Source organism: Klebsiella sp. 10982, from assembly GCF_048589245.1.
Classification (GTDB): domain Bacteria; phylum Pseudomonadota; class Gammaproteobacteria; order Enterobacterales; family Enterobacteriaceae; genus Klebsiella; species Klebsiella quasivariicola.
In genome coordinates this window covers 177,417-201,244 of sequence record NZ_JBMAXV010000001.1, presented here as the reverse complement: position 1 = coordinate 201,244, position 23,828 = coordinate 177,417, and the positions used below count along the sequence as shown (strand labels likewise).

Annotated in this window: 27 protein-coding genes and 1 riboswitch; of the genes, 21 read left to right on the top strand and 6 right to left on the bottom strand. The window is 60.2% G+C overall.

Features of this window, described 5'->3' with window-relative positions; genetic code table 11:
- The gene (pduB, locus tag ACKLKD_RS00925; protein WP_087804624.1) at window positions 1–813 is read right to left on the bottom strand and encodes a propanediol utilization microcompartment protein PduB; all 813 of its coding nucleotides are present in this window, start codon (window positions 811–813) and stop codon (window positions 1–3) included.
- Window positions 810–1,094 carry a propanediol utilization microcompartment protein PduA gene (gene pduA, locus ACKLKD_RS00920; protein ID WP_025711334.1) on the bottom strand — a complete coding sequence of 95 codons (285 nt, stop codon included), beginning with the start codon at window positions 1,092–1,094 and terminating at the stop codon, window positions 810–812. Before pduA ends, pduB begins: the two co-directional genes overlap by 4 nt.
- A gap of 524 nt (window positions 1,095–1,618) precedes the next feature.
- Here pduA and pduF point away from each other — a divergent pair.
- The 21 genes from pduF (at window position 1,619) to cobT (ending at window position 19,861) form a co-directional block, all read left to right on the top strand.
- Window positions 1,619–2,428 carry a propanediol diffusion facilitator PduF gene (pduF, locus tag ACKLKD_RS00915; RefSeq protein WP_025711335.1) on the top strand — a complete coding sequence of 270 codons (810 nt, stop codon included), beginning with the start codon at window positions 1,619–1,621 and terminating at the stop codon, window positions 2,426–2,428.
- 203 nt (window positions 2,429–2,631) lie between these two features.
- Window positions 2,632–3,543: a transcriptional regulator PocR gene (gene pocR, locus ACKLKD_RS00910; RefSeq protein WP_080897069.1), complete on the top strand. Its 912-nt coding sequence runs from the start codon at window positions 2,632–2,634 to the stop codon at window positions 3,541–3,543.
- Between the two features lie 280 nt (window positions 3,544–3,823).
- A riboswitch (cobalamin riboswitch) is annotated at window positions 3,824–4,002 on the top strand.
- A gap of 92 nt (window positions 4,003–4,094) precedes the next feature.
- Window positions 4,095–5,471 (top strand): cobyrinate a,c-diamide synthase, encoded by a 1,377-nt coding sequence (locus ACKLKD_RS00905; protein ID WP_025713325.1) that lies wholly within the window; start codon window positions 4,095–4,097, stop codon window positions 5,469–5,471.
- Entirely contained in the window at window positions 5,468–6,427 is a 960-nt protein-coding gene (gene cbiB / locus ACKLKD_RS00900) for an adenosylcobinamide-phosphate synthase CbiB (protein ID WP_087804622.1), read from the top strand. Before ACKLKD_RS00905 ends, cbiB begins: the two co-directional genes overlap by 4 nt.
- A gap of 10 nt (window positions 6,428–6,437) precedes the next feature.
- A complete protein-coding gene (locus tag ACKLKD_RS00895; RefSeq protein ID WP_025713323.1) occupies window positions 6,438–7,073 on the top strand; it encodes a cobalt-precorrin-8 methylmutase in 636 nt (211 codons plus the stop codon).
- Window positions 7,070–8,209 (top strand): cobalt-precorrin-5B (C(1))-methyltransferase CbiD, encoded by a 1,140-nt coding sequence (gene cbiD, locus ACKLKD_RS00890; protein ID WP_087804620.1) that lies wholly within the window; start codon window positions 7,070–7,072, stop codon window positions 8,207–8,209. Before ACKLKD_RS00895 ends, cbiD begins: the two co-directional genes overlap by 4 nt.
- The gene (locus tag ACKLKD_RS00885) at window positions 8,203–8,808 is read left to right on the top strand and encodes a cobalt-precorrin-7 (C(5))-methyltransferase (protein WP_029884385.1); all 606 of its coding nucleotides are present in this window, start codon (window positions 8,203–8,205) and stop codon (window positions 8,806–8,808) included. Before cbiD ends, ACKLKD_RS00885 begins: the two co-directional genes overlap by 7 nt.
- Window positions 8,798–9,367 carry a decarboxylating cobalt-precorrin-6B (C(15))-methyltransferase gene (locus tag ACKLKD_RS00880; protein WP_025713320.1) on the top strand — a complete coding sequence of 190 codons (570 nt, stop codon included), beginning with the start codon at window positions 8,798–8,800 and terminating at the stop codon, window positions 9,365–9,367. Before ACKLKD_RS00885 ends, ACKLKD_RS00880 begins: the two co-directional genes overlap by 11 nt.
- Window positions 9,360–10,133, top strand: coding sequence for a cobalt-precorrin-4 methyltransferase (locus ACKLKD_RS00875; protein WP_025713319.1), 774 nt, complete (start codon window positions 9,360–9,362; stop codon window positions 10,131–10,133). The genes ACKLKD_RS00880 and ACKLKD_RS00875 overlap by 8 nt, the downstream gene beginning before the upstream one ends.
- Complete coding sequence (gene cbiG / locus ACKLKD_RS00870; protein ID WP_087804618.1) at window positions 10,114–11,169, top strand: cobalt-precorrin 5A hydrolase; 1,056 nt, start codon at window positions 10,114–10,116, stop codon at window positions 11,167–11,169. Before ACKLKD_RS00875 ends, cbiG begins: the two co-directional genes overlap by 20 nt.
- The gene (locus ACKLKD_RS00865; RefSeq protein WP_025713317.1) at window positions 11,169–11,894 is read left to right on the top strand and encodes a precorrin-3B C(17)-methyltransferase; all 726 of its coding nucleotides are present in this window, start codon (window positions 11,169–11,171) and stop codon (window positions 11,892–11,894) included. The genes cbiG and ACKLKD_RS00865 overlap by 1 nt, the downstream gene beginning before the upstream one ends.
- The gene (locus tag ACKLKD_RS00860; protein WP_025713316.1) at window positions 11,891–12,676 is read left to right on the top strand and encodes a cobalt-precorrin-6A reductase; all 786 of its coding nucleotides are present in this window, start codon (window positions 11,891–11,893) and stop codon (window positions 12,674–12,676) included. The genes ACKLKD_RS00865 and ACKLKD_RS00860 overlap by 4 nt, the downstream gene beginning before the upstream one ends.
- A gap of 10 nt (window positions 12,677–12,686) precedes the next feature.
- The gene (gene cbiK, locus ACKLKD_RS00855; protein ID WP_025713315.1) at window positions 12,687–13,481 is read left to right on the top strand and encodes a sirohydrochlorin cobaltochelatase; all 795 of its coding nucleotides are present in this window, start codon (window positions 12,687–12,689) and stop codon (window positions 13,479–13,481) included.
- Complete coding sequence (locus tag ACKLKD_RS00850) at window positions 13,478–14,188, top strand: cobalt-factor II C(20)-methyltransferase (RefSeq protein ID WP_025713314.1); 711 nt, start codon at window positions 13,478–13,480, stop codon at window positions 14,186–14,188. The genes cbiK and ACKLKD_RS00850 overlap by 4 nt, the downstream gene beginning before the upstream one ends.
- Window positions 14,188–14,925 (top strand): cobalt ECF transporter S component CbiM, encoded by a 738-nt coding sequence (gene cbiM / locus ACKLKD_RS00845; RefSeq protein WP_023323213.1) that lies wholly within the window; start codon window positions 14,188–14,190, stop codon window positions 14,923–14,925. The genes ACKLKD_RS00850 and cbiM overlap by 1 nt, the downstream gene beginning before the upstream one ends.
- A gap of 1 nt (window position 14,926) precedes the next feature.
- On the top strand, window positions 14,927–15,208 hold the full coding sequence (locus ACKLKD_RS00840; RefSeq protein WP_012967312.1) for an energy-coupling factor ABC transporter substrate-binding protein: 282 nt from the start codon (window positions 14,927–14,929) through the stop codon (window positions 15,206–15,208).
- Window positions 15,195–15,872 (top strand): energy-coupling factor ABC transporter transmembrane protein, encoded by a 678-nt coding sequence (locus ACKLKD_RS00835; RefSeq protein ID WP_080897072.1) that lies wholly within the window; start codon window positions 15,195–15,197, stop codon window positions 15,870–15,872. Before ACKLKD_RS00840 ends, ACKLKD_RS00835 begins: the two co-directional genes overlap by 14 nt.
- A gap of 8 nt (window positions 15,873–15,880) precedes the next feature.
- Window positions 15,881–16,705 (top strand): energy-coupling factor ABC transporter ATP-binding protein, encoded by an 825-nt coding sequence (locus tag ACKLKD_RS00830; protein WP_025713312.1) that lies wholly within the window; start codon window positions 15,881–15,883, stop codon window positions 16,703–16,705.
- Entirely contained in the window at window positions 16,702–18,225 is a 1,524-nt protein-coding gene (locus tag ACKLKD_RS00825) for a cobyric acid synthase (protein ID WP_080897073.1), read from the top strand. Before ACKLKD_RS00830 ends, ACKLKD_RS00825 begins: the two co-directional genes overlap by 4 nt.
- Window positions 18,219–18,764, top strand: coding sequence for a bifunctional adenosylcobinamide kinase/adenosylcobinamide-phosphate guanylyltransferase (gene cobU / locus ACKLKD_RS00820; protein ID WP_025713310.1), 546 nt, complete (start codon window positions 18,219–18,221; stop codon window positions 18,762–18,764). Before ACKLKD_RS00825 ends, cobU begins: the two co-directional genes overlap by 7 nt.
- A 41-nt stretch (window positions 18,765–18,805) precedes the next feature.
- Complete coding sequence (gene cobT / locus ACKLKD_RS00815; protein ID WP_025713309.1) at window positions 18,806–19,861, top strand: nicotinate-nucleotide--dimethylbenzimidazole phosphoribosyltransferase; 1,056 nt, start codon at window positions 18,806–18,808, stop codon at window positions 19,859–19,861.
- A gap of 164 nt (window positions 19,862–20,025) precedes the next feature.
- Here cobT and tssE read toward each other — a convergent pair whose 3' ends face one another.
- Genes tssE through tssF form a run of 4 tightly spaced genes read right to left on the bottom strand, consistent with a single transcriptional unit; the run spans window position 20,026 to window position 23,775 of the window.
- Complete coding sequence (gene tssE / locus ACKLKD_RS00810; protein ID WP_025713308.1) at window positions 20,026–20,451, bottom strand: type VI secretion system baseplate subunit TssE; 426 nt, start codon at window positions 20,449–20,451, stop codon at window positions 20,026–20,028.
- 3 nt (window positions 20,452–20,454) lie between these two features.
- On the bottom strand, window positions 20,455–20,988 hold the full coding sequence (tssJ, locus tag ACKLKD_RS00805; RefSeq protein WP_025713307.1) for a type VI secretion system lipoprotein TssJ: 534 nt from the start codon (window positions 20,986–20,988) through the stop codon (window positions 20,455–20,457).
- Window positions 20,969–22,051 carry a type VI secretion system baseplate subunit TssG gene (gene tssG, locus ACKLKD_RS00800; RefSeq protein ID WP_080897074.1) on the bottom strand — a complete coding sequence of 361 codons (1,083 nt, stop codon included), beginning with the start codon at window positions 22,049–22,051 and terminating at the stop codon, window positions 20,969–20,971. Before tssG ends, tssJ begins: the two co-directional genes overlap by 20 nt.
- Entirely contained in the window at window positions 22,015–23,775 is a 1,761-nt protein-coding gene (gene tssF, locus ACKLKD_RS00795) for a type VI secretion system baseplate subunit TssF (RefSeq protein WP_087804616.1), read from the bottom strand. The genes tssG and tssF overlap by 37 nt, the downstream gene beginning before the upstream one ends.
- Between the last annotated feature and the right edge of the window lie 53 nt (window positions 23,776–23,828).

Genomic DNA, 23,828 nt, shown 5'->3' with positions numbered 1-23,828 from the left:
TTAAATGTAGGAGGGGCGATCGTTTTTCGGTTCCGCGCCCAGCGTCGCTAGTACGGTTTTGCCGATCTCTCTGGCGGAGATCACCGCCTGGCGCACCGCGCCGGAGTCGCCGGAAATCACCAGGATGGCTTCGTTGCTGAAGCTGGTGCCGTGCGCCGGTGAGCTGTAAGCCACCACCTCGACGTTGGCTGATTTCAGCGCAGTATCAGCCATCAGCACGCCGACAGACGCCGGGGCGCCGACGATAATGCCGCAGGCGCGGCCCAGCGGAGCGCCGAAGGCTTTTTCAAGGGCATAACTGGCGCGCGCGGTATACTGCAGCTCGATATGACCCGCCTCGTTGCCGTAGACATCGCCGAAAGTACGGTCCAGCTCTTTCAGTGCGACCTCAATACCGCGTTTGACGTCGGAAACATCGTTCCCGCCCAACACAATCAGCGAGCCATGGCCGGCGCCGCCTTTGGTGTCGCGAGGAAGCTCAATGCTGACCACTTCGGTATTGGTAGCTTTTACCGCTTCATCAGCGGCCATAATGTGCGGGCCGGCGCCGGTGCGGGCGCCGAGGATGCCGATAGAGCGATAGCGTTTTTCAAGCTTCATCGCTTCCAGCAACGCGGCATCCACGCTGGCGATGACCAGTCCGAGGGTGTCGCCAATGGCGGTCCCGACAAATTCCGTTAAGCTGCAGCTTTTCTCTGCCATAGCCGTCTCTCCTGTGGGATGGGGGGTATCGGGAAGCGCCTGCTGCTCTGGCGTTGCCGCACGGGCTATTACTTGCGCCATGATCTGTTCAACCAGCTCATTGCTGCTCATTGGCTATTCCCCTTCGGTAAGATTTTTTCAACATCGGTATGGGGGCGGGGAATAACGTGTACGGCTTTCACCTCGCCCACATGGCGGGCTGTGGCGGCACCGGCGTCGGTGGCGGCTTTTACGGCCCCCACGTCGCCACGAACGATGACGGTCACCAGGCCTGAACCGATCCTTTCATAGCCAACTAATAAGACGTTAGCCGACTTAACCATTGCGTCAGCGGCCTCTATGGCTGCGGTTAAGCCTTTGGTTTCTACCATTCCTAATGCTTCTTGTTGCATAAAGACCTCGCAGGGTATGTTCCAGTGGGGAAACTATATGGCGCGGCGGCGAAAAAGAATGGCTGAGTTGATGGTGAAGAGTAAAAAAATAGTGGTTTTCTGATAGTATAAAATTAAAGTTATTTATTTTATGTATTTGTTTTTAAATGATTTTAACTTCATTATTAATGTGATTATTTTGCACTGCTTACTCCGTATTTACATTTTTATGAATGCTTTTTTTAATTTTTTTTGTTATGCGAGTTTAGGCGTGATGTGATATTTGTTGGAAAATAAACATGTTGATTTCGCAATTTTTTATTATTGAAAAGGGCATTGAAATATCCCTTCATGGCTTGTCAATGCTGAAAAGAAAGATCAGTTAAGAGCAATAAATTATTCTTCTTCGGCGACTTTACGCCGCCTGTTTTTAGCAGGATGCCAACACTTTGCCGCCGCCGGTTTCTATAGTGGGCCTCGCCGTACCCAACGAGCCAGCGGATGGTTGGCTGGCCTGGACACGAACTTCGTCACGAGGTGTCACAATGAATGGTTCTTTACGCGCGCAATGCATTGCCGAGTTTTTAGGCACCGGGCTGTTTCTGTTTTTTGGTATCTGCTGCCTGAGCGCCCTGAAACTGACCGGCGCCAGCCTGGGGCTGTGGGAGATCTGTATTATCTGGGGACTGGGTATTTCTCTGGCGGTATATCTGACCGCCGGCATTTCGGGGGGGCACCTTAACCCCGCGGTCACCGTGGCGCTGTGGCTGTTTGCCTGCTTCCCGGGCAGAAAAGTGGTGCCTTATATCGTGGCTCAGGTCGCCGGCGCGTTTGGCGGCGCTGTACTGGCCTGGATACTTTACAGCACCCTGTTTACGCACTTTGAAACGGTGCATCATATGGTGCGCGGCAGCCTGGAAAGCCTGCAGCTGGCCAGCATTTTCAGTACTTATCCAGCGCCTGAGCTGAGCGTCTGGCATGCGGCGCTGGTGGAGGTGGTAATCACCTCGATGCTGATGGGAATGATCATGGCGCTCACCGATGATGGTAACGGCGTACCCAAGGGGCCACTGGCGCCGCTGTTGATTGGTATACTGGTGGCGGTGATCGGTGCCTCGACCGGGCCACTTACCGGCTTCGCGATGAATCCAGCGCGCGATTTTGGTCCGAAATTGTTCACCTGGCTTGCCGGGTGGGGCAATATCGCCATGACCGGGGGAAGAGATATTCCCTATTTTATCGTGCCTGTCATCGCGCCGTTGTTGGGGGCCTGCCTCGGCGCTGCAATTTATCGTTTTCTCATTGCCAATAATCTGCCCTGTCATACCTGTGTGGAGGAAGAAAATACGCGTTAACGTCATAGAAGGAATGTATCAGTGAAATAGCCAGGCTATTTTCATGAACCGATATCACGAACCGCTCAAAAAGTCTCCCCGGGTTGGGAGACTTTTGTTATTGTCAATGCACTTTTTTATCGTCGACGGGATCTGATGCTAAAAAAGGTAAATATGAAAAATATGTTTTATTTATAACAAAAAATTAACTGAGGGGTTTTATCATGATTTCTGCGAGTACCCTGAACTCAGAACTCATCAATAAAATCGCACAGGATTTTGCGCAAGCCACCAGTCTGGCGGTTGTGGTCGTCAATATTCACGGTGATGAGATTTCTGAACTGTTTAATTTCACGCCGTTTTGCCAGCTGATGCGTCAGCACCCGGAGCACAGCGGACGCTGTCGCATGAGCGACCGCTGCGGCGGACTGGAAGCCTCGAAAAATGACCAACTGTGCATCTACCGCTGCCACGCGGGCTTAACCGATTTTTCCATACCGCTGGTGATCGCCGGCCACCTGGTCGGCTTCGTGCTCTGTGGTCAGGTTCGTCTGAGCAATGATGTTGAACTGGTTGATATCCTGAACGTTGATGACCGCTGGCAGAACGATCCGGCGCTGGTTCAGGCGTTCCGCAATGTGCCTGAGATGGACTATTCCCGGGTTATCGCCTCGGCGGATTTGCTAAAGTTGATTGTGGAAAATTGTCTGAAAAAACAGCTTAATTTCGTGGTCATCAAAGATAATCCGTCACAGAACGACCCGGCGCAAAGCAACCGGGCGCCCTCGCCGCACGACGGCAAAATGAAGAAGGCGCTGCGCTATATCGACGCGCATCTCTCCGATGAACTGCGTCTGGAGGATGTGGCGGCGCACGTCTATCTTAGCCCATACTATTTCAGTAAATTGTTTAAAAAATATCAGGGGATCGGCTTTAACGCCTGGATCAATCAGCAGCGAATGGCGAGCGCAAAAGAGCTGCTATGCCACAGCGACTGGAGCATTGCCAGCATCGCGCGGAATTTAGGTTTTTCGCAAACCAGCTATTTTTGCAAAGTGTTTCGCCAGACCTATCAGGTCACGCCGCAGGCATTTCGTCAGCAAATTAATGCGGGATCACAAACTGAGTCATTTTAAATGGCAATATTTTGTTATTGCCGATTTTTGATATCCCGGCGTATCTTCATCATTATAAAATGAAAACAACGACAGTAGAGCAATAAATTGTCATAGCGCAACAAAATAGTGATATTCGAGGGATAAACTACACCAGTTTTTATTTTTGTGATGGGATAGAGTGTCCGTTAATTCGAGACTACTGATTATTACAAACCGGTTTCCCTCACTGACGTCATTGTGACGAGTGATGAAACGGTAAAACAAAACATAAAGCATTAGCCGTCGATGCAGGGCGCATCGGCGAAAAAAACCGACAGGTTCGACACCAACCAGGTGTCAGGGAAGGGGGTGTAAATCCCCCGCAGCCCCCGCTGCTGTGATGCTGACGACCCCGCAAAAACCACTGATCGAAAGATTGGGAAGGGCGGGCGAGAACGAGGCTAAGCCAGAAGACCTGCCTGCCGGTAACTGACCAACAACTTCGGTGGGAAGTGGGTGGCTTAGCGGTGCGTGGTCGCAGGACCAGGCATGCGTGCAGCTATACCCTGACCACCTGGACAGGACAGGGTATGGTAACCAGGCGTGCGTTCATTCTTGCGGGTACCGGCAGCGGTTGTGGCAAAACCACCGTTACGCTCGGCCTGCTCAGCTTGCTCCAACAGCGCGGTATGCGGGTGCAACCCTGTAAAGTAGGGCCTGATTACCTGGACACCGCCTGGCACACCGCCATCAGCGGCGTCGCCTCCCGCAATCTCGACAGCTTTATGCTTCCCACCCCGATACTCAACGCGCTGTTTACCGAACAGCTGCAGCAGGCCGACATCGCGGTTATCGAGGGGGTGATGGGCCTGTATGACGGCTACGGCACCGACCCCAACTATTGCAGCAGCGCGGCGATGGCTAAGCAGCTTGGCTGCCCGGTGATTTTGCTGGTCGATGGCAAAGCGGTGTCGACCTCCATCGCCGCCACGGTGATGGGCTTTCAGCACTTTGATCCTGCCCTCAACATTGCCGGCGTTATCGTCAATCGCGTTAACAGCGACGCGCACTTCCAGCTATTGAAAAGCGCCATTGAGCGCTACTGTCAGGTGCCAGTGCTCGGCTATGTGCCGCGCGTGGAAGGCGTAGCGCTGCCCGAGCGGCATCTGGGGCTGGTCACCGCCCGCGAGTCGGTGGTCAATCAGCAGGCATGGCGGGATTTTGCCAGCCAGCTGGGGCGCACCCTCGACATAGACCGGCTGCTGGCCATCAGCGAACTAGCGACCTTGCCGGTGGGCGAGTGGGGGGAGACGCTTGCCGCCGATGCCGGCGAAGGACTGACGCTGGCCCTCGCCGACGATGAGGCCTTCAATTTTTATTACCCTGATAACCTGGCGCTGCTGGCGCGCTGCGGCGTGAAGATTGTGCGCTTTAGCCCACTGCGCGATCGCCAGCTTCCGGCCTGCCAGATGATCTGGCTCGGCGGCGGCTACCCGGAGCTGCACGCGGCCGGGCTGTCTGCCAACCACGAGATGCTGGCGCAGCTTCGCGCGGCGCACCGGCGCGGAGTGGCAATCTACGCCGAGTGCGGCGGCCTGATGTATCTGGGCACGACCCTGGAGGTCACCGGTGGCGAGCGCTACGCGATGGCGGATATTATTCCCGGACACAGCCGAATGGGGACGCGTCTGACCCGGTTCGGCTACTGCGAAGCGCAGGCACAGCAGCAGACGCTGCTGGCCGCGCCCGGCGAGTGGCTGCGTGGCCATGAATTTCATTACTCCGATTTTTCTCCCGCCACCGCTGCCGTACTGGCCTGCCGTAAACAGCGTGATGGTAAGACGCTCCAGCAGTGGCAGGGAGGATGGCAGTCCGGCAGCGCCTTTGCCAGCTATCTCCATGTCCACTTTGCCCAGCGTCCCACCATGCTCAACCACTGGCTGCGGGCAGCAAGGAGGGCGCAATGACCCTTCTCGCCTGGTGTGTGGCCTGGATACTTGATGTCGTCATTGGCGATCCGCCGCACTGGCCGCACCCGGTGCGCTGGATAGGCCGCCTGATTACCGTCAGCCAGCGCGTGGTGCGGCGTGTCTGCCATAGCGATCGGGCGCTGCGTATCGGCGGCGGGGTGATGTGGCTGGTGGTGACCGGGCTGACATGGGGTGTGGCCTGGGGCGCACTGGCGCTGGCGCGGGGGATCCATCCCTGGCTCGGATGGCTGGTGGAGGTGTGGATGATCTTCACTGCGCTGGCGGGGCGCTGCCTGGCGCAGTCGGCGATGGCGGTGGCCCGGCCGCTGCAGGCCGGGGATCTCGCCGAAAGCCGGCATAAGCTCTCCTGGATTGTCGGGCGCGACACCTCTCAGCTCCAGCCTGCGCAGATCAACCGTGCGGTGGTGGAGACCGTGGCGGAAAACACGGTGGATGGCATTATCGCGCCGCTCTTTTTTCTGCTCCTTGGCGGTGCGCCGCTGGCCATGGCCTATAAAGCGGTCAACACCCTCGATTCCATGGTCGGCTACAAACACGAAAAATACCGGGCGATCGGCATGGTCAGCGCCCGTCTTGATGATGTGGCCAACTTCCTTCCCGCCCGGCTGAGCTGGCTGCTGTTCAGCCTTGCCGCGGTGCTATGTCGGGAAGATGGCGCCCGGGCGCTGCGCACGGGCTGGCGCGATCGCTATCAGCACAGCAGTCCTAACTGTGCCTGGCCGGAAGCGACCGTCGCCGGCGCGCTGGGGATCCGCCTTGGCGGCCCGAACGATTACTTCGGCCAGCGCGTTGAAAAGCCCTGGATAGGCGACGCCGTCCGCGACATCGCGGTGGGCGATATTTCCCGAACCATTCGATTGATGTGGGTGGCGTCAACCCTGGCGCTGGCGCTGTTTATCGGCGTGCGCTACTGGCTGGTCGGCGCAGCCTGAGGAGAACCTGATGCAGTACATACAACAACCGCAGGCGATCGAGGCAAAAAGCTTCGACATCATCAGCGAGATCATCGCCGAAACGCGGCCGGACTACCATTTTGCCAGCCCACTGCACGAGGCGATTATCAAGCGGGTGATCCACACCACCGCTGACTTCGACTGGCTGGATATTCTGTGGTTTTCTCCGGATGCCCTGATCGCGCTGAGCGAGGCGTTGAGCCGGCCCTGCACGCTGTATACCGATACCACCATGGCGCTGTCCGGGATCAACAAAACCCTGCTGGCCCGCTTTGGCGGCGAATGCCGCTGTTATATCAGCGACCCGCGGGTGGTGCGCGAGGCACAGAGCCGGGGGATGACCCGCTCGATGGCGGCGGTGGATATTGCGGTGCAGGAGCCCGGAGAGAAAGTGTTTGTCTTCGGCAATGCGCCTACCGCGCTGTTTCGCCTGCTGGAACATCGCGAGACGGCCATCGGCGGCGTGGTGGGGGTGCCGGTCGGCTTCGTCGGCGCCGCGGAGTCGAAAGCGGCGCTCAGCGAGAGCGGCCTGCCGGCTATCGCTGCGCTCGGCCGCAAAGGGGGAAGCAACGTGGCGGCGGCGATTGTGAATGCTCTGCTTTACCACCTGCGGGAGGCGCAATGAGCGACCAGACCTTTGACGCCCCGGTGTGGCATCACGGCAAGGCGCTGCGCAAGGGCTACACCACCGGCTCCTGCGCCACGGCGGCGGCAAAAGTGGCGGCGCTGATGGTGATGCGCCAGCATCTGATCCACCAGGTCTCGATCGTCACCCCCTCCGGCGTCACCCTGTGCCTGAACGTCGAGTCCCCGCACGTCGAAGGACAGCAGGCGGTCGCCGCGATCCGTAAAGACGGCGGCGATGATGTCGACGCCACCCACGGCATGCTGATTTTTGCCCGGGTGACCCTCAATGACAGCGGAGAAATTAGCCTGTTGGGCGGCGAGGGCATCGGCACGGTGACCCGCAAAGGGATCGGCCTGCCGACAGGCAGCCCGGCGATAAACCGCACTCCGCGGCACACCATCGAGACCGCCGTGCGCGAAGCGATTGGTCCATCCCGCGGCGCGCAGGTGGAGATCTTTGCCCCGGAAGGCGCAAGCCGCGCGCAAAAAACCTATAACGCCCGGCTGGGGATCCTCGGCGGCATCTCGATTATCGGCACCACCGGGATCGTCACCCCGATGTCGGAAGAGAGCTGGAAACGCTCGCTCTCCCTCGAGCTGGAGATAAAACGCGCCGCCGGGCTGGAGCGCGTGGTGCTGGTGCCGGGCAACCACGGTGAGCGCTTTGTCCGCGAGCAGATGGGCATCGACCCGCAGATAGTGGTCACCATGAGCAACTTCGTCGGCTACATGATTGAAGAGGCGGTTCGGCTCGGTTTTCGCCAGATTGTGCTCATCGGCCACCCCGGCAAACTGATCAAAATCGCCGCCGGGATCTTTCATACCCACAGCCATATCGCCGATGCGCGGATGGAAACCCTCGTCGCCCATCTGGCGCTGCTTGGCGCGCCGCTGCCGCTGCTGAAGCTGGTCAGCGAGTGCGACACCACCGAAGCGGCAATGGAGCATATCGACGCCTGGGGATACCAGCGCCTCTATAACCATCTGGCTGAGCGTATCTGCCAGCGCGTTCTCGAGATGCTGCGCTTCACTCAGCACCCGCCTACCTGCGACGCGGTTCTCTTTTCTTTTGATAACCAGGTGCTGGGCAGCAGTCGTCCCCTGGAGACGATTGCCCGGGAGCTGGCATGTTGACGGTCGTGGGGATGGGCCCGGCGGGGCTGCAGTGGCTGACCCCGGCCGCGCGCGAGGCGATCGCCGCCGCCGAGGCGCTGGTGGGCGGCAGCCGCCATCTCCAGCAGTTTCCCGCTTTCGCCGGCGAGCGCTACGCGCTGGGGGCTGATATTCCGGCGCTGCTGGCGTGGATCGAGGCCCGCGCCGGGCGCCACGTCGTGGTGCTGGCCTCTGGCGACCCGCTGTTCTATGGCATTGGCACCCGGCTGATTGCCCATTTTGGCCGGGAACGAGTGCAGGTGATCCCCGGCATCAGCGCGGTGCAGTACCTCTGCGCCCGGGCGGGCATCGACATGAACGACATGTGGCTGACCAGCAGCCATGGCCGGGCGGTGAGCGTCGATGCGCTGGCCGCCCACCGGAAAGTCGCCATGGTGACCGACGGTCGCTGTGGTCCGCGGGAGATTGCCGCCCAGCTGACGGCCCGCGGCAAAGGCCATCGCTGGATGGTGATTGGCGAGAACCTGGCGATGGAAAACGAGCGGATCCACTGGCTGCCGGTCAGCGCAGTGGAGGACGAATATGAGATGAATGCGGTGGTGATCCTCGATGAAAGATGAGCTGTTTTTGCGCGGCGCCCAGGTGCCGATGACCAAAGAGGCCGTGCGCGCGCTGGCGCTGGCGAAACTGGAGCTGCACCGGGCGCGCCACCTGATTGATATTGGCGCGGGCACCGGCAGCGTCAGCATTGAGGCCGCCCTGCAGAATCCGGCGCTGCGGGTGACGGCGATTGAGCGTCAGGCCGACGCGTTGCGCCTGCTGGCGGATAACCGCCAGCGTTTTGGCTGCGACAACATCGCTATCGTGGCGGGCATCGCGCCGCTGGCGGTCGCCGACAAAGCCGACGCGATCTTCATGGGCGGCAGCGGCGGCCACCTGACGGCGCTGATCGACTGGTCGCTGGCGCAGCTACATCCCGGCGGCCGGCTGGTGATGACTTTTATTTTGCAGGAAAACCTTCATAGCGCCCTGGGGCATCTGCAGCAGTGCGGCATTCACAAGGTGGACTGCCAGCAGCTCGCGGTCTCCACCCTGGCTACCCTGGGCAGCGGCCACTATTTCAAACCCCATAATCCCGTTTTTGTTATCGCCTGTCAGAAGGAAGAAAACCATGGCTGAGACTTTTGATCCCCATTGTGTGTGGTTCGTCGGCGCTGGTCCTGGCGATCGTGAACTGATTACTCTCAAAGGCTACCGTCTGCTGCAGCAGGCGCAGGTGGTGATCTACGCCGGGTCGCTGATCAACACCGAGCTGCTGGACTACTGTCCGCCACAGGCAGAGTGTCACGACAGCGCCGCGCTGCATCTGGAGCAGATCCTCGACCTGATGGAGGCGGGGGTGAAGGCGGGAAAAACGGTGGTGCGTCTGCAGACAGGCGACGTCTCGCTGTACGGCTCGGTGCGCGAACAGGGCGAAGAGCTGACCCGCCGCGGGATCCGCTGGCAGGTGGTGCCGGGCGTCAGCGCTTTTCTCGGCGCCGCAGCGGAGCTGGGGGTGGAGTACACGGTGCCCGAGGTGTCGCAAAGTCTGATTATTACCCGTCTGGAAGGGCGCACGCCGGTACCCGCACGCGAACAGCTGGAGGCCTTTGCCAGCCATCAAACCTCGATGGCGATTTACCTGTCGGTGCAGCGTATTCACCGGGTGGCGGAGCGGCTGGTTGAGGGCGGCTACCCGGCGACCACTCCGGTCGCGGTGATCTACAAGGCCACCTGGCCGGAAAGCCAGACCGTCCGCGGTACCCTCGCGGACATCGGCGACAAAGTACGCGACGCCGGGATCCGCAAAACGGCGCTGATCCTCGTCGGTCCCTTCCTCGGCGATGAGTATCACTATTCAAAACTGTACGCAGCGGATTTTAGCCATGAATACCGTAAAGCCTGAATCCATTGCCCTGTTTTGCCTGACGCCCGGCGGCGTGCGGCTGGCAAAACGGCTGGCGGCCATGCTGCCGCTCACCTGTTACACCAGCGAGGCGCTGCTGGAAGAGGGGTTTATCCCCTTCAACGGCGGCTTTGCCAACGCTGCCCGCGAGGCGTTCAGCAGCTTCTCGGCGCTGATTTTTATCGGCGCCACCGGGATCGCCGTGCGGGTGCTGGCGCCGCTGGTGAACGACAAGCTCAGCGACCCGGCGGTGGTGGTGATTGATGAGCGCGCCCGGCACGTCATCGGCCTGCTCTCCGGCCATGCCGGGGGCGCCAATGCGCTGACCCGCTATCTCGCCGGGATGCTCGATGCCGATCCGGTAATCACCACGGCGACTGACGTCAACGAGCTGGCCGCCCTTGACACGCTGGCCTTTCAGCTGAACGCCCGGATGAGCGATTTTCGCGCGGCGGTGAAAACCGTCAACCAGATGCTGGTGAGCGGTAAGCGGGTGGGGCTGTGGTGCGACGCTGAATTCACCGAGGCGCTAAGCCGCTGCGACCGGCGCGGCTTTATCCCGGTGAGCGACCTGGCGCGCTTGCCGACGATTGACGCCCTGATCTGCGTCACCCTGCGCCGGTCGCTGCCGCCGCTGCCGGTGCCTCACTGGAAGCTGGTGCCCCAGCGGGTGGTGGCGGGGATCGGCTGTCGGCGCGACACCCCTTGTTCCCTGCTCTGTACGCTGCTGGAGCGCCAGCTTGCCGCTCAGCGTCTTGACCCGCTGGCGCTGAAAGCGATTGGCAGCGTGAGCCTGAAGGCAAACGAGCCGGGGTTGCGCCAGCTGGCTCACCGCTGCCGGGTGCCGTTCGAAACCTTCAGCGCCGAGGCGCTGCGCGAGCACGAGCACCGCTTTCCGGCCTCGTCTTTTGTCCGGGAGACGGTCGGGGTCGGCAGCGTCTCCGGCCCGGTGGCCTGGCTGCTGAGTCAGGGAAACCTGTCCGGCGAAACCCTGCGCGAGCAGGGCGTGACTATTACTTTGGGAGTAACACACTGATGTTAAGCGTAATCGGAATTGGCCCTGGCTCGCAGGCGATGATGACCATGGAAGCCGTGGAAGCCCTGCAGGCGGCAGAGATCGTGGTGGGCTACAAGACCTACACCCACCTGGTAAAAGCCTTCACCGGCGACAAGCAGGTGATCAAAACCGGCATGTGCAAAGAGATTGAACGCTGCCAGGCCGCCATTGAGCTGGCGCAGGCCGGGCACAACGTTGCGCTTATCAGCAGCGGCGACGCTGGTATCTACGGCATGGCGGGGCTGGTGCTTGAGCTGGTTAATAAGCAGCAGCTGGACATTGAGGTCCGTCTGATCCCGGGGATGACGGCCAGTATCGCCGCCGCCTCACTGCTCGGCGCGCCGCTGATGCATGATTTCTGCCATATCAGCCTCAGCGATCTGCTGACGCCGTGGCCGGTGATTGAAAAACGCATAGTCGCCGCAGGGGAAGCGGACTTCGTTATCTGTTTTTACAACCCCCGCAGCCGCGGCCGCGAAGGGCATCTGGCGCGCGCCTTTGCGCTGCTGGCGGCCAGCAAAAGCCCGGATACGCCGGTTGGCGTAGTCAAATCCGCCGGGCGCAAAAAGCAGGAGAAATGGCTGACCACCCTCGGAGAGATGGATTTTGCCCCGGTGGATATGACCAGTCTGGTCATCGTCGGCAACAAAGCGACTTACATCGACAACGGTCTGATGATCACCCCGCGAGGCTACGCGCTGTGAATCACGGCGACGTGCTGGTTATCGGGGGCACCAGCGATGCGCGGGCGATCTGCCAGCAGCTGGACGCCGCCGGCGTGCGCTACACCCTGTCGGTGGCGACCACCACCGGCGAGCGGCTGGCCGGCGATATCGGCGGGCGGATACGCTGCGGGCGTATGGAGTGGCAGCAGATGGCGACGTGGCTCAGGGCACAGCGCACCCGCTGGGTGATCGACGCCTCTCACCCCTACGCCGAGGTGGTCAGCCAGAATATTGTGCGCGCCTGCGCCAGCGTCGGGGTCCTGCTCAGCCGCTATCAAAGGCCGGAGCAGTTGAGCGATCTGCGCCATCCGTTACTTCACGTGGTCGGCGACCTGAACGAGGCCTGCGCGCTGGCCCGTCGCCTCGGGGAGCGGATCCTGCTGACCACCGGCAGTAAAGATCTGGCGGCCTGGCGGGCGGGACTGGCGGAGAAAACGCTGCTCGCCCGGGTGCTGCCGGTGCCGGAAGTGGTTCAGCACTGCAGCGATCTGGGGTTTGGCGTTGGGGAGATCTTTGCCCTCTGCGGGCCGTTCAGCGCCGAATTTAACGCCGCCTTTTATCGCCAGTGCCGGGCCGATGTCGTGGTGACGAAAGCCTCGGGCGCGGAAGGAGGCTATCAGGAAAAAGTACAACCCTGTCTCGATGCGGGGATCCCCTGCATCGTCATTACCCGCCCGGCGCCGCTGGTGAAGGGCGATGAATTACTGCAAAGCCAGGCCGATTTCACCGCGCGGCTGACGCGCTGGCTGTCGGCGACTTGAGGAACAGGATATGAAAAAAGCACTTCTGGTGGTGAGCTTCGGCACCAGCTATCACGACACCCGCGAGAAGAACATTACCGCCTGCGAGCGCGATTTGGCCGCCAGCTGCCCGGACCGCACGCTGTTCCGCGCCTTCACCTCGGGGATGATTATTCGCAAACTGCAGCAGCGCGACGGTATCCATATCGATACCCCGCTGCAGGCGCTGCAAAAGCTGGCCGAGCAGGGGTACCAGGATGTGGCGATCCAGTCCCTGCACATTATCAACGGCGACGAGTACGAGAAGATTGTTCGCGAAGTGCAGAGCATGCGCCCGCGCTTTCAGCGTCTGACGCTGGGCGTGCCGCTGCTGAGCGGGCATGGCGATTATGTGCAGCTGATGCAGGCCCTGCGCCAGCAGATGCCGCCGCTGGCGGCGACGGAGCGAGTGGTGTTTATGGGCCACGGCGCCAGCCACCACGCCTTCGCCGCCTACGCCTGTCTGGATCATATGATGGCAGTGCAGGGTTTTCCGGCGCGAGTGGGGGCGGTGGAAAGCTATCCCGAAGTGGACATCGTGATTAACGAACTCTCCCGCCAGGGCGTGACCGGCGTGCATCTGATGCCCCTGATGCTGGTGGCCGGCGATCATGCCATTAATGATATGGCCTCCGACGAAGACGATTCGTGGAAAACCCGCTTCAATGCCGCCGGCATCCCCGCTACCCCGTGGCTGAACGGGTTAGGGGAAAATCCGGCGGTGCGGGCGATGTTTGTCGCCCATCTGCAGCAGGCGCTGAACGACGCGATGGAGAAAGCAGCATGAGCGGCAAACTATATGCCCTGAGCACCGGGCCGGGGGCGGCCGATCTGATCACCGTGCGTGCGGCGCGGATCCTTGGCCAGCTGGATGTGCTGTACGCGCCAGCCGGCCGCAAAGGCGGCGACAGCCTCGCGCTTTCCATCGTGCGCGAGTACCTCGGCGAACAGACAGAAGTCCGCTGCTGCCATTTTCCGATGAGCGCCGACAGCGCGGAAAAAGAGGCGGTGTGGAACGATGTCGCCGCGGCCCTGGCCCAGGAGGTGGCGGCGGGCAGGCAGGTCGGGTTTATCACCCTCGGCGACGCCATGCTGTTCAGCACCTGGGTCTTTCTGCTGCAGCGAATTGGCTGCCCGGACTGGCTGGAGATTGTCCCCGGCGTCACCTCTTTTGCCGCCATTGCCGCGCGGGCGAAAACCCCGCTGGCCATGGAGCAGCAGTCGCTGGCGGTGATCTCCTGTACCGCGCCGGAAGCGGACATTGCCGCGGCGCTGCGCCAGCACGACAGCCTGGTGCTGATGAAAGTCTACGGCCGCTTCGCCCGCATTAAGGCGCTGCTGGCGCAGGCGGGGCTGCTGGATGCGGCGCTGATGATGTCAGAGGCCACCCTGCCGGGCGAGCAGTGCTGGCGTCGTCTGCGCGAGGTCAGCGATGACCAGCCGCTGCCCTATTTCTCGACCATTCTGGTGAATAAACAGTGGGAGGAGGCGTAATGAATCAGGTGAAATCGCTGAAGCAGCTTTCGTATGGGGGGCTGGCGGCGGCTGTTCTGCTGATCATCGTCCCGCAGGAAGCGTTCGCCATGCATATCATGGAGGGCTTTTTGCCGCCGATGTGGGCGCTGGCGTGGTGGCTGCTGTTTTTACCCTGCCTGTGGTACGGCCTGGTGCGCCTGCGGCGTATCGTCCAGGAGGAGAGCAATCAGAAAGTGCTGCTGGCTCTGTGCGGGGCGTTTATTTTTGTCCTTTCGGCGCTGAAGATCCCGTCGGTGACCGGCAGCTGTTCGCACCCGACCGGCGTCGGTCTGGCGGTGATCCTCTTCGGGCCGGGCGTGGTGGCGGTACTGGGGGCGATCGTTCTGCTGTTTCAGGCGCTGCTGCTGGCGCATGGCGGCCTGACCACCCTTGGCGCTAACGGGATGTCGATGGCGGTGATCGGCCCGATGGTCGGCTATCTGGTGTGGAAACTGGCCTGCCGGGCGGGGATCCGTCGCGATGTCGGGGTCTTTCTCTGCGCGATGCTGGCGGATCTGATGACCTATTTTGTCACCTCCGTCCAGCTCGGGGTGGCCTTTCCCGATCCGGCCACCGGGGCAGGTGGATCGATCCTGAAGTTTATGGGGATCTTCTGCCTGACGCAGATCCCGATCGCCATCGCGGAAGGATTGCTAACTGTGATGATCTACGATCAACTGACCAAACGGCGGCTGATCGTCGCGGAGGGACATTAATATGAAAAAGACCCTGATCCTGTTGGCGATGGTGGTCGCCCTGATGATCCTGCCCTTTTTTATTAATCATGGCGGTGAGTTTGGCGGCTCGGACGGCGAAGCGGAGAGCCAGATCCAGGTGGTGGCGCCGGATTATCAACCCTGGTTCCAGCCGCTGTACGAACCGGCGAGCGGCGAGATTGAGAGCCTGCTGTTTACCCTGCAGGGCTCGCTGGGCGCAGCGGTGATTTTTTACATTCTCGGGTATGCGAGGGGCAGACAGCGCCGTGATGACCGGGTTTGACCGACTTAGCTACCAGAGCCGCTGGTTGCACGTGGCGCCGGAGCGTAAGTTTCTGCTCTGGCTGCTGCTGATGGTGCTGGCCTTTACGCTGCCGGCGTGGGGGCAGGCGCTGACGCTGGCGCTGACCGCCGCGCTGACCTGCTGGCTGCTGCGGGTCTCATTCTGGCGCTGGTGCCGCTGGATGGCGCTGCCCTTTGGCTTTTTGCTGGTCGGCGTGCTGACCATTGTGTTCAGCGTCAGCCGCGACCCGCAGATGCTGTTAGCCAGCATCCGGCTGGGCGCTTTCTCTATAGGAGTGTCCACTCCGGGGCTGGCCGTGGCCGGGGAGACCTTCTGGCGCAGCCTGGCAGCGATGGCGGCCACGCTCTGGCTGGTGCTTAATCTGCCTTTCCCACAGCTGATTATCTTGCTCAAGCGCGGTCGCGTACCGCGACTGTTGACGGAGCAGATCCTGCTGACCTGGCGCTTCATTTTTATTCTGTTGGACGAGGCGATGGCGATTCACCGCGCGCAAACCCTGCGTTTTGGCTATGGTAGCGTGCCGCAGGGCTATCGCTCGCTGGCGATGCTGGTGGGACTGCTGTTCACCCGCGTCCTCCTGCGCTATCAGCAGATGAGCACGGCGCTGGATATCAAATTGTACCAGGGTGATTTTCACCTCTAAGGATAAGTATGCTTGCCACAACCGATCTCTGGTTTCGCTATCAGGATGAGCCGGTGCTTAAAGGGCTGACGCTGGATTTTTCCCGCCACGCGGTGACCGGCCTGGTGGGGGCCAACGGCTGCGGAAAGTCGACGCTGTTTATGAACCTGAGCGGCCTGCTGCGCCCGCAGCAGGGGGCGGTGCTGTGGCAGGGAGAGGCGCTGAATTACAGCAAGCGCGGTCTGCTGGCGCTGCGCCAGCAGGTGGCGACGGTGTTTCAGGATCCGGATCAGCAAATCTTCTATACCGATATCGACAGCGATATCGCTTTTAGTCTGCGTAACCTCGGGATGGCGGAAGAGGAGATCGTCCGCCGGGTGGATCAAGCATTGACCCTCGTTGATGCCCAGGGGTTTCGCCAGCAGCCGATCCAGTGCCTCAGCCATGGGCAGAAAAAACGGGTGGCGATCGCCGGGGCGCTGGTGCTGCAGGCCCGCTACCTGCTGCTTGACGAGCCCACCGCGGGCCTCGATCCTCGCGGACGGGCGCAGATGATCGCCATCATCCGGCGCATTGTCGAACAGGGCCGGCATGTGGTGATCTCCAGCCACGATATCGATCTGATCTATGAGGTGAGCGACACCGTTTACGTTCTGCGTCACGGCGAAGTGCTGGCCGAGGGGGATCCCGGCGAGGTCTTTGCCTGCGCGGAGATCATGGACCGGGCAGGATTGACCCAGCCGTGGCTGGTGAAACTTCATAGCGAACTGGGGCTGCCGCTGTGTAAAACCGAGGCGGAGTTTTTTCAGCGGATGCACAACAACGCAATAGGCGCGATAAAGGAGGCATCATGACGCTGGCAGTGATGTTACAGGGCACGGCTTCCGATGTCGGAAAAAGCGTGCTGGTGGCGGGACTGTGCCGCATTTTTCATCAGGACGGGCTGCGTACCGCGCCGTTTAAATCCCAGAATATGGCGCTGAACTCCGGCATTACGCCGGATGGCAAAGAGATGGGCCGGGCGCAGATTTTTCAGGCCGAAGCGGCCGGGATCGCGCCGGATGTCCGCATGAACCCGGTTTTGCTCAAGCCCACCAGCGACCGTCAGGCGCAGGTGGTGCTGATGGGGCAGGTGGCGACCAGCATGGACGCGGTGAGCTATCACCAGTACAAGCCGCGCCTGCGCGAACAGATCCTCGCGGTTTACCAGAGCCTGGCCGGAGAGTATGAGGCGCTGGTGCTGGAAGGCGCCGGCAGTCCGGCGGAGATTAACCTGCGCGACCGCGATATCGTCAATATGGGCATGGCCGAGATGGCGCAATGTCCGGTGATCCTGGTGGCCGATATCGACCGCGGCGGGGTGTTTGCCGCGATTTACGGCACGCTGGCGCTGCTGCAGCCTCAGGAGCGGGCGCGGGTGAAAGGGGTGATCATCAATAAATTCCGCGGCGATGTGGCGCTCCTGCGCTCGGGAATCGAGCAAATCGAGGCGTTGACCGGGGTGCCGGTGCTGGGCGTTATGCCGTGGCTTGACGTGGATCTTGAGGATGAGGACGGCGTCGCGCTGCAGGCCGGGAAATACCATCGCACCGACCGGCGCGATATCGACATCGCCGTCGTTCACCTGCCGCATATCGCCAATTTTACCGATTTTAACGCCCTGGCGGCGCAGCCAGACGTCCGGGTGCGCTATGTCCGCGATCCGCAGGCGCTGGCCGACGCCGACCTGGTCATTCTCCCGGGCAGTAAAAATACCCTCGGCGATCTGTGCTGGCTGCGCGAGAGCGGTATGGCGCATGCAGTCGAGCAGGCCCGGCAGCGCAAGGTGCCGCTGCTGGGGATCTGCGGCGGCTATCAGATGCTGGGCGAAACCATTATCGATGAGGTGGAGTCTGGCCTTGGCACCCAGCCCGGACTGGGGGTGCTGAAGACTGTGACCCACTTCGCCCAGCACAAAACCACCACCCAGGTGCAGGCGACCCTGGGAGCTAACCTTCCGGAATGGTTAGCCGACGCGGCGGGTCTGCGCGTCAGTGGCTACGAAATTCATATGGGCGAGACGCGCCGTGAGGCAGGCTGCCCGCCGCTGCTGCAGCTGCATAAAGCGGGACAGTCAGTGGACGACGGGGCGATAAGCGACGACGGCCTGGCGTTCGGCACCTATCTCCACGGCCTGTTCGACAGCGATGCTTTTACCCGGGCGCTGCTCAACGGCCTGCGCCAGCGCAAAGGGCTGGCGCCGCTGGACAGCGCGCTGGAGTATGCCCGCTATAAAACCCGGCAGTTTGATCGGCTGGCGGAGGCCATGCGCGAACATATCGCCATCGATAAAATTTACGCCATCATGCGCCAACATCAGGAGCCCCTATGCTGACTCTGGTTACCGGCGGCGCGCGCAGCGGTAAAAGCCGCCATGCCGAGGCGCTGATTGCCGATGCGCCGCAGGTGTTATATATCGCCACCTCGCAAATCTTTGACGACGAGATGGCCGCAAGGATCCAGCATCATCGCGACGGCAGGCCCGCCCACTGGCGCACCGCCGAGCGGTGGCAGCAGCTTGATGAACTGATCACCCCGGCTATCGCCCCAGAGGAGGCCATTCTGCTGGAGTGTATCACCACCATGGTTACCAACCTGCTGTTCGCGCTCGGCGGCGACAGCGACCCCGACGGCTGGAATTACGCCGCCATGGAACGGGCTATTGATGACGAAATTGGCGTGCTGATTGCCGCCTGTCAGCGCTGTCCGGCGCACGTGGTGCTGGTGACCAACGAGGTGGGGATGGGCATTGTGCCGGAGAACCGCCTGGCGCGGCATTTTCGCGATATCGCCGGGCGGGTCAATCAGCGCCTGGCGGCAGCGGCGGATGCGGTCTGGCTGGTGGTCTCCGGCATCGGCGTCAAAATCAAATAACATTACCGCTGGCCGACCGGCCAGCCCTACAGGGATTCTGTATGCAAAATTTAAACACGGTTCTGCGGGCGATCCCCGCACCGGACGTCGACGCCATGGCGCGGGCACAACACCATATCGACGGCTTACTCAAGCCCCCCGGCAGCCTCGGGCGTCTGGAGGCGCTGGCGGTGCAGCTGGCGGGAATGCCCGGCCTGGGCGGTCAGCCGCAGGTGGCGAAAAAAGCCCTGCTGGTGATGTGCGCCGACCATGGGGTGTGGGACGAAGGGGTGGCGATTTCGCCGAAAGCGGTCACCGCTATCCAGGCGGCAAATATGACCCGCGGCACCACTGGCGTCTGCGTGCTCGCAGCGCAGGCCGGAGCGAAAGTGCATGTAATTGATGTCGGTATCGATAGCGAACCGCTGCCCGGGGTGGTGAATATGCGGGTGGCGCGGGGCTGCGGCAATATTGCCCGCGGTCCGGCCATGACCCGCGAGCAGGGGCAGGAGCTGTTGCTGGAGGTGATGCGTTATACCCGCGTCCTGGCACAGGAAGGCGTCACGCTGTTTGGCGTCGGCGAGCTGGGGATGGCCAATACCACGCCGGCGGCGGCGATCGTCAGCGTCCTGACCGGCAGCGATGCGCAGGAGGTGGTCGGAATTGGCGCCAATCTGCCGTTGGCGAAGGTCGGCAACAAGGTTGAGGTGGTGCGGCGGGCTATCGCCGTCAATCAGCCCGACCCGAATGATGGCCTCGATGTGCTGAGCAAAGTCGGCGGTTTCGATCTGCTGGGGATGGCGGGCGTGATGCTGGGAGCGGCGACCTGCGGGCTGCCGGTGGTGCTGGATGGCTTTCTTTCCTACGCCGCAGCGCTGGCGGCGTGCCAGATCGCGCCGGAGGTAAAACCGTATCTGATCCCGTCCCACTATTCGGCGGAGAAGGGGGCGCGTATCGCGCTGGCGCACCTGGGACTCGAACCGTATCTCAATATGGGTATGCGACTGGGCGAAGGCAGCGGCGCGGCGCTGGCGATGCCGATCGTCGAGGCGGCCTGCGCGATGTACCATCGCATGGGCATGCTGGCGGCAAGTAATATTGAGTTACCGAAGGGATAAGCCGGTGAGGGGGCGGCAATAGCCGTTCCCGTTTTCGGCAAAAAAGGAAAAAGCGTGGTTTTTCCTCCTTTGTGGTTATCAGCCGAAAATCAATAAATTGATTTTCCTTGTTACTTTTCTGGCGCAATCAGCAAGCTCAATCAAGGTGCGCGACCTGACATAAGTCACGCGCGCTCCTGCTGTTTGAGATGACGCAGCACAATCCGGCCTTCCGCAGAAAATATACCATCAAAGCGTATCCAGCCGGTATCGGGAAGTTGGGCATGAATAAGGTAATTAAGGTGACCCGGACGGGGCTGCGGCTGCAACTCCACACGCAACTGGCTCAGGCGGGGTTCATAGCGCAGTAACGTCTCTTCTATCTGGTGTATCAAACCATGAATACCCGCGGTCATTCCCTGATGAATCATGCTGAGATCCGGCAAACCATAATCCGGTAAATGCGCCAGCGTTCCTGCCCGGCAGTTGATGATGCGCTGCATGTTGTCCATAACGGAAAGAATAAGCTGATCCCGCTCGCTGACCTGCTCCAGCGGCAGCTCACCACTGAAGCTGAAAGTCAGCATTTCAAATAAAGAAGATGCTGCCATCGGTTACTTATCCTGAAGGGGGAGCAGGCGGAGATCGCTTCTCATCAGCTCTATGGTGCGGGGCCTGTCAGCTTCCAGTTCATCCCTTTTGAGTACCAGTCGCCAACTGTTGCTTTGTTCATCGGGGTGATAAAACTGACCAACGATGGCGACAAACTGGGTCTCTTTATCCAGAGGGACATTCAGGGAAACCGCACCTGCCGGCTTCATCCAGACGGTATGTTTGGCCAGTACATTTGATTTCAGCGTTTTTTCTTCCTGCATAAGCAGCATGTCATAGTTGGCCTCGTCAAAACGCTCACGTGTTTTCAGTTGCCAGACATGGATCATCGTGGAAAGCGGTGTGTCTTGTGCATCTGTATTCAGCGCGCTGCGCGATACAAAATCGAGATGCAGCGTTTTGATCTGCTTGTAGAAAATCGCCGATGCTACTTCTTTAGTGCCGTCAGTCACTCTCTGGGTCAGACCGCAGCCGCTCAGCAGCGTCGCGGCGGCAAGTACGCTGACAGCATGTCGTTTATAGGGTGTAAGAAACATGAGTAACACTCTCCCTGTTGCGGGTGGATGATGTGGGCATGAGTCCCTGATAACGCCCGAGACTGACCGTGACCGTACCGGCGACTGGGGCAGCAAAAGATGCCCGCAGCACGCCCGTTCGGCTTACCTGAACGCGCTGTTTTCCCAACTGTGCCGGAGGCAGCAGACTGACGGGCAAGGTCAGTTGCAGGCGGGCCTGGTAGCGCCAGCCCAGATAGACACGCAACAGCACCAGCAGGTCGGTATGTAGTTGCCCGCCCGGCAGCCAGCCGCGTGCCTCTCCGTCGTCTTCGGTATATAGCTTCAGCAGTAACTGGCTGTTAACGTCAGTGCCGGTGTTGCCCAGCAGTGCCCGAGTTTTCAGGCAAATACGCGATCTTTTTGATAAACCCGCAGGTTCAGGCAGGACAATCTGTTGTGGATCGTGCGGGATAACTGTCGCTTTCGTCTGGGGGGCCAGTAATCTGACCAGCGCCGTTATGCCTTCTGCTGTACGCGTCGGCAGACGCATCACGCTGAGTAATGCCAGAAAACGCGAGACCGGCGTGGCGATATGATTTTCGCTGCCGGGAATGCCCAAACCAATCAACCCCAGCAGGCAGCGGGAAATATTATCCACGGCTCCCGGTTCAAACGACGTAGGGTAATTATATTTGCGCCAGATACGATAGTACTGAGTGATAAAGCGATGGTTAAAAATGTCCAGAAACGCCATCATCGCTTCATGGCCGTCCCGGCGCTGCGCGATGTAGTCGAGATAGGCTGTCGGCAGCGGTGAATCCACACCGTACAGCCCCAGAAACATGGTGCGCACCGTGGGTGGCGCGTCAGGATGATCCAAATCCTGTTCGACGCTTTTTAGTTCGCTTACCGGGAACCCCATCCCCGGATGTGGGCGAAAACGGACGGGATCGTCTGCCGGATTGGTTGTGCTCCCCAGCAGTGGCGTCTGTGGTTGGCTTTGTTCAAGAAGCTGGCAGAAACGGTAAAAGTTAATTCGGTTAATGTCCGGAGCAAGCCTTTCCGTCAGCCCGGTACGCGCTGGCTGTGGTGTTCTGTCCATTGCAAACATTTTCCTGTAGGTTGCAGAATCAGCGTCAACTGAGTAAATAAGTGGATGTCGGCATACAGGGCGAAAAAGCGGTGCAGCAGTTCGCCAAACAGGGTGATATCGCCTTCGCCGGCGAAACCGTTGCTGTCCAGCGTGACCTGAATATCCACGCCGCGCAGTAGAAAACCTTTTTCAAAACGCTGAATCAGGTGATGCTGAACGTCAACGATTGCCTCCAGACGGCGTCGGTTCATTTCGCTTTCCGTCGAGTCGTACAGCGCCAGCGTGCCGCGCAAGATTTCGGCGTTGTCCATCATTGACAGGAAGTTGGAGCCTAAGTGGCTGAGAACCCGCCAGTGGAAACGGTCACGCGCCGGGGGATAACAGGGCTGCGTCGGCGCGCACAGGTTGCGCACCCGCAGTGTATGCTGCGTGGCGTAGACGGGGGTGTCCAGCACCGTGCTCTGCAGCGCTTTACGCGGAAGCTGACCGTTGGTGCCGGTCAGACTCAGGGACAGGGTTTCGTCTTCCAGCAGGCGGTCGATATCGAATGCGTCGCCCCCAAGGATCAGCCAGGTATCATGCAAACCGGAAGGGCCGCGTTTTATCCGCGTATGGTAATAACGTTCCGGCGAATCATGACGCAACATCCCGCCCCGGTGGCGAAAACTGGAAAAGGGCACATATGCCTGACTGCCGGTGTGTCGCGAAGAAATAATATTATCGACGGAGTAAATTTCCGTATGCCCGTCCTGAATACGCATGGGGCGCAGCAAGTATTCATTTTCCAGCGGAGAAAGATGCAGTGGATCGGCTTCCAGGGGGAACAGGTTGATCACCGGTACGCAGTGCAGGCGGATATTTTCGGTGCTGAACGGCAGATCGTGAGACCAGCTTTCCGCGAGCACCACGTCAATTTCGAATCCACTCATTCCTGCCGGCCAGACCACATTCTCCAGCCCGTTGAGGGCGACAAACATAAACTTCTCGCGGAAGGTGAAATACTCCAGTAGTAGTTGGTAGCCGCTGAAGGCCGATTCGCCTTTTGGCCAGAGCGGATCGTCCTTACCGAACCCCATCGGGGAAAAATAACCGTCCAGTGTCCGACGTTCCTCCCCCGGCAGGCGAAACCAGATTTGCTGCACCCCCAGCGTCAGCGCCCGGTGTAATGCACAAGCCAGCGGACTGTCCGCATTGAGATAGAGCGGCAGTCTCGATAAATCAATCTGTGACCCGTCGCCAGCCAGCGGGCTGCACTCAAAGCGCAGACGGATAACCGAGCGTCCATCCTGTTCGTACTGTAACGACACCTCTGGTAAAGCCAGCGGAAGCAGGGTGATATCCCGCGTGGCGCTGTAGCAGCAACGTGCCCGGTGTTCGCCGACGGGCCTCGAGAGCACCTGAAAATCCCTCAGTGTTTCGCTCTGCTTCATTTGCCGATGATCGGTTAACAGTTCCACCACCGACAGCGACGGGATTGTACGCAGATAATGAGGCCACAGGAGGCTCACCAGCCCCTCAGTCAGTTCAGGTAGATCGTCATCCAGTTTTTCCCGCAGGCGGCCCATCAGGAAGGCGAAACCTTCGAAGAGACGTTCGACATAAGGGTCGCGCGCGCCGGGCTTATCGAGATTGAGCATAGCGGCGCGATCAGGATACGCTTGCGCAAACTCTTTACCCGCTTCACGCAGGTAGCGCATTTCGGCTTCGTAATAGCGTTGGGTCAGGTCGTCCATAAGCAGGAGTTATTCTCCTTTCATTAAAAGTAAATATAGTGCAAGTCTTCAGA

Bases quoted from the DNA above. Each gene is read 5' to 3' on its own strand.
- cbiK (WP_025713315.1), top strand. From the start codon at position 12,687: ATGAAAAAAGCACTTCTGGTGGTGAGCTTCGGCACCAGCTATCACGAC.
- ACKLKD_RS00875 (WP_025713319.1), top strand. From the start codon at position 9,360: ATGGCTGAGACTTTTGATCCCCATTGTGTGTGGTTCGTCGGCGCTGGT.
- cobU (WP_025713310.1), top strand. From the start codon at position 18,219: ATGCTGACTCTGGTTACCGGCGGCGCGCGCAGCGGTAAAAGCCGCCAT.
- tssJ (WP_025713307.1), bottom strand. From the start codon at position 20,988: ATGTTTCTTACACCCTATAAACGACATGCTGTCAGCGTACTTGCCGCC.
- tssF (WP_087804616.1), bottom strand. From the start codon at position 23,775: ATGGACGACCTGACCCAACGCTATTACGAAGCCGAAATGCGCTACCTG.
- cbiM (WP_023323213.1), top strand. From the start codon at position 14,188: ATGAATCAGGTGAAATCGCTGAAGCAGCTTTCGTATGGGGGGCTGGCG.
- ACKLKD_RS00865 (WP_025713317.1), top strand. From the start codon at position 11,169: ATGTTAAGCGTAATCGGAATTGGCCCTGGCTCGCAGGCGATGATGACC.
- ACKLKD_RS00840 (WP_012967312.1), top strand. From the start codon at position 14,927: ATGAAAAAGACCCTGATCCTGTTGGCGATGGTGGTCGCCCTGATGATC.
- ACKLKD_RS00880 (WP_025713320.1), top strand. From the start codon at position 8,798: ATGAAAGATGAGCTGTTTTTGCGCGGCGCCCAGGTGCCGATGACCAAA.
- cobT (WP_025713309.1), top strand. From the start codon at position 18,806: ATGCAAAATTTAAACACGGTTCTGCGGGCGATCCCCGCACCGGACGTC.
- ACKLKD_RS00850 (WP_025713314.1), top strand. From the start codon at position 13,478: ATGAGCGGCAAACTATATGCCCTGAGCACCGGGCCGGGGGCGGCCGAT.
- cbiD (WP_087804620.1), top strand. From the start codon at position 7,070: ATGAGCGACCAGACCTTTGACGCCCCGGTGTGGCATCACGGCAAGGCG.
- pduB (WP_087804624.1), bottom strand. From the start codon at position 813: ATGAGCAGCAATGAGCTGGTTGAACAGATCATGGCGCAAGTAATAGCC.
- pduA (WP_025711334.1), bottom strand. From the start codon at position 1,094: ATGCAACAAGAAGCATTAGGAATGGTAGAAACCAAAGGCTTAACCGCA.
- ACKLKD_RS00905 (WP_025713325.1), top strand. From the start codon at position 4,095: ATGGTAACCAGGCGTGCGTTCATTCTTGCGGGTACCGGCAGCGGTTGT.
- tssG (WP_080897074.1), bottom strand. From the start codon at position 22,051: ATGGACAGAACACCACAGCCAGCGCGTACCGGGCTGACGGAAAGGCTT.
- pocR (WP_080897069.1), top strand. From the start codon at position 2,632: ATGATTTCTGCGAGTACCCTGAACTCAGAACTCATCAATAAAATCGCA.
- ACKLKD_RS00895 (WP_025713323.1), top strand. From the start codon at position 6,438: ATGCAGTACATACAACAACCGCAGGCGATCGAGGCAAAAAGCTTCGAC.
- ACKLKD_RS00835 (WP_080897072.1), top strand. From the start codon at position 15,195: ATGACCGGGTTTGACCGACTTAGCTACCAGAGCCGCTGGTTGCACGTG.
- pduF (WP_025711335.1), top strand. From the start codon at position 1,619: ATGAATGGTTCTTTACGCGCGCAATGCATTGCCGAGTTTTTAGGCACC.
- cbiB (WP_087804622.1), top strand. From the start codon at position 5,468: ATGACCCTTCTCGCCTGGTGTGTGGCCTGGATACTTGATGTCGTCATT.
- ACKLKD_RS00830 (WP_025713312.1), top strand. From the start codon at position 15,881: ATGCTTGCCACAACCGATCTCTGGTTTCGCTATCAGGATGAGCCGGTG.
- ACKLKD_RS00825 (WP_080897073.1), top strand. From the start codon at position 16,702: ATGACGCTGGCAGTGATGTTACAGGGCACGGCTTCCGATGTCGGAAAA.
- tssE (WP_025713308.1), bottom strand. From the start codon at position 20,451: ATGGCAGCATCTTCTTTATTTGAAATGCTGACTTTCAGCTTCAGTGGT.
- ACKLKD_RS00885 (WP_029884385.1), top strand. From the start codon at position 8,203: ATGTTGACGGTCGTGGGGATGGGCCCGGCGGGGCTGCAGTGGCTGACC.
- cbiG (WP_087804618.1), top strand. From the start codon at position 10,114: ATGAATACCGTAAAGCCTGAATCCATTGCCCTGTTTTGCCTGACGCCC.